This is a genomic window from Actinosynnema sp. NPDC023658, from assembly GCF_040639995.1.
Lineage (GTDB): Bacteria > Actinomycetota > Actinomycetes > Mycobacteriales > Pseudonocardiaceae > Actinosynnema.
Window position 1 is genome coordinate 1 of sequence record NZ_JBFAAX010000675.1, and the last position, 3133, is coordinate 3133.

The window sequence follows — 3133 nt, forward strand, 5'->3', positions numbered from 1 at the left end:
CCCCGCCCGCCTCACCGGCTCCCCGGAACACCCTCGCCGGCGCCCGCACCTCCGGGCCCCGGGAGGACCGGGGACCGGACGCCGTCCACACCGGACTAGCCCGGCGACCTCTCCTGGCCTCGGCCGAGCAGCACCAGCGCGGCGCAGATGAGCACCGTGTTCTTCACCACGAACTCCCCGTTCGCGGTCAACAGCAGGGGGTTGCCCCCGGTGATCACGAGGGCGGGCGCCTGGACGAAGACCACGAACGTCCCGACCAGGTGGGCCACCACGGCGACCAGCGTCAGCCGAGGCAGCCGCCCGAGCAGCAACACCACCCCCAGCCCGACCTCGAACCACCCCAGCGCGGGCACCAGGAACCCCGGGTCGACCCACGGCACGGCGGCCGAGACGAGCGCCGCGACCGGCGACGAGCCGGTCACCTTCAGCAGTCCGAACCAGACGAACACCACCGCGATCGAGATCCGCAAGGCCGGCACGGCCAAGCGGTCCAGCTGCACCGACGTCCTGGTCCGCTCCCCCCAGCGGGCCGACACCTCAGTCGCCCAGCGGGTTGAGCAGGTCGGCCTTGCCCTCGAACGCGAACAGCAGCAGGTCCGTCATCCGGAACGTCTGCGAGTCCGGCCCGAACGTCGGCCGCCACGACGGTTCGCGGACGATCGACGTGCGGCTGCCCTCCATGGCGCGGTGGAACACCTCGGCCACGATCCGGCCGCCCACCGCACCGAGCCGCCCGTTGTTCAGCTCCGCCTCGCGCAGCACGTAGAACCACAACGGGGTCGCGGCGGTCACCGCGGCCTTCTGCGCGTCGGCCAGCGAGTCCAGGGTGACGCCCTGGTTGCCGACCAGCACCTGCTCGTCGGTCAACGGCGGCACGCCCAGGAACTCCGCCATCTGCTGCCCGCTGGCCAGCCGGACCATGTTCGCCCGGGTCAGGTTGCGGAACGCCAGGTTGCGCTGGATCTCCGGGAACGTGCTGCCGCGCCCGCCGAACGTGCCCGCGGGCAGCTGGGTCAGCGGGTTGACCAGCAGGCTGTCGACCCGCTTGGTCACGTTGCCGCCGCCTGCCGCCGGCGGAGCGAGGTCCGGCCGGTCGGCCTCGGTGAAGTCGTACAGCCGGCGGAAGTCCGCGATCCAGTTGGTGGGCAGCGTGTCCACCGTGCCGGAGTTCGGGTTGTCCAGGTCCGGCAGCGCCGAGCCGGGGTCGAAGTTGCCCGAGGTCCCGGTGAAGACGAACAGCAGGAACAGGGTCGCGATGCCCCCCGGCCCGGCCGAGTTGAACACCCGGTTCCACTGGTACGCGCCCCGGATCATGCTGTGGCCCAACCGGTAGGCCGCCACCGAGAACTCCAGCGGCATGGTGGGCCGCAACCCGTGCGGCGCCTTGCCGCGTCCCGGCGCCTCGAAGAAGCGGCGACCGTTGGTGAACACGTCGTCCACGATCGCCGGGTCGACGATCCGCGGCAGGAAGTCGGTCCGCAGCATCCACTGGTAGTGGCGCACGACCTCCTGCCGTGCCGCGGTGAACAGCCGCTGCCCGGTCAGCCCGCGCAGCGCCAGCTCGTCCACCACCCGGTTGTGGAACCTGATGAACGCCAGGTGGGTCTGCGCGACGACGAGGTTCTCGTCGTTGCGCGTGTCCGGGATCAGCGGGCGACGCCGGTCGGCGCCGGTGGTGCCCGCCGCACCGAACCTGGGCAGGTCGAACCCCTCCAGCGCCACGTTGACCCGCTCGTCCGGGAACGGCGTCGGCGAGGTGGTGCCGACCTTCAGCTTCACGCCGTCGGCGGCGTAGAAGACCCGGTCGGTGCGGTCGACCGGGCCGCGGCCGTACACCGAGTCCAGGTCCAGCGCGGGTGAGCGGCCCTGCATCAGGTCGTCGAGGTTGACGTCCTCCCCGAGCTGCGCCTCGGTGCGGTCCATGGTCAGGTCGTGGTCGACGAACTGGCCGAGGTAGGTGAAGCCCGCCGGCACCGGCGGTCCCGCCGAGTCCGGCTGCGGCACGGCCGCCGTCATGGCCGTGGCCAAGGCGGTCCTGGTCTCCTCGTCCAGCTGGGACCCCTCCGGTCCGAGCCGGGAGAAGCGGAACCGCCGCAACTCCTCCACGGTGAGCGGCTGGCGGGTCGTCGCCTCACCGTTGCGGTCGAACTCGAGCACTCCCTCGCCTACGACGAAGAAGCTGTTCGTACCGTGCTGCTTCATAGACCCCCCCAGGTCTGTGTTCCCCGGGATCACCGGGCAGGACGAGCGCACCCCCTGTGGTCGCCCTGTACTTACACAGGTACCAGCCGGTGTCGATGAGATACACGGACTAACGCGCTGAGCTGCTTGCTCTAGTCCACGTCGGCGGGCAAGCCACTGGTAGGGGGATTCCTGAGAGATCCTGTGAATCGCCGCCTGTTCCGGACGTCACACCGTGCCCGACCGCACCGAGCCGAGGGGTGCGCGCGGCCTTCGACGACGACGTCTAGCGGGTGCCGCGGGTGGTCCGGTCGATCGACCAGGTCGCTCAGGTGCCGGTGGAGGTCGTGTTGCGCTGAGGGGCGGTCGTGTCTCGCCGGGGCGCGGAGGCGTTGCGGGCGGTGGACGGGCTGAGTCGGTTCATCACGGCCAGGTACGAGGTGGGGAACAGGCGGGCGAGGAGGTCGGGCGCGACGGCGGTCCACGCGATCAGCACCCGGCCCTTGCGCTTCTCGACGCCGTGCAGGATCCGCTCCGCCGCCTTGTCCGGCGGGTAGGTGAGGAGCTTGGCGAAGCTCTCCTTGCCCTGCGCCGCCTCGGCCTCGCTCACCCCGGACGCCACCCGCGCGGTCTCCGCGATCCTGGTGCGGATGCCGCCCGGGTGGACGCAGGTCACGCCGACGCCCCGGTCGGCCAGCTCGTGCCGCAACGACTCGGTGAACCCGCGCAGCGCGAACTTGCTGGCCGCGTAGGCCGTCTGGCCGGGCGGCGCGATCAGCCCGAACAGGCTCGACACGTTGACCACGTGGCTGCCCGGCGACTCCAGCAACCTCGGCAGCAGCAGGCGGGTCAACGCGACCGGCGCGCGGAAGTTGACGTCCATGACCCAGTCGAACTCCTCGGCGTTCTCCTGGTCGAACGTGCCGCCGAGGGCCACGCCGGCGTTGTTCAC

Annotated in this window: 3 protein-coding genes; all 3 read right to left on the reverse strand. The window is 71.3% G+C overall.

The features are described from left to right. Positions 1 to 95 precede the first annotated feature (95 nt). Positions 96 to 500, reverse strand: a complete 405-nt coding sequence (locus tag AB0G02_RS33000; RefSeq protein WP_360802103.1) for a DoxX family membrane protein — start codon at positions 498 to 500, stop codon at positions 96 to 98. A gap of 37 nt (positions 501 to 537) precedes the next feature. Continuing rightward, positions 538 to 2202, reverse strand: coding sequence for a heme peroxidase family protein (locus AB0G02_RS33005; RefSeq protein WP_360802106.1), 1665 nt, complete (start codon positions 2200 to 2202; stop codon positions 538 to 540). A 307-nt stretch (positions 2203 to 2509) separates the two neighbouring features. Then, positions 2510 to 3133: SDR family NAD(P)-dependent oxidoreductase (locus AB0G02_RS33010; RefSeq protein ID WP_360802109.1), on the reverse strand; the 624-nt coding region annotated here is incomplete at its 5' end.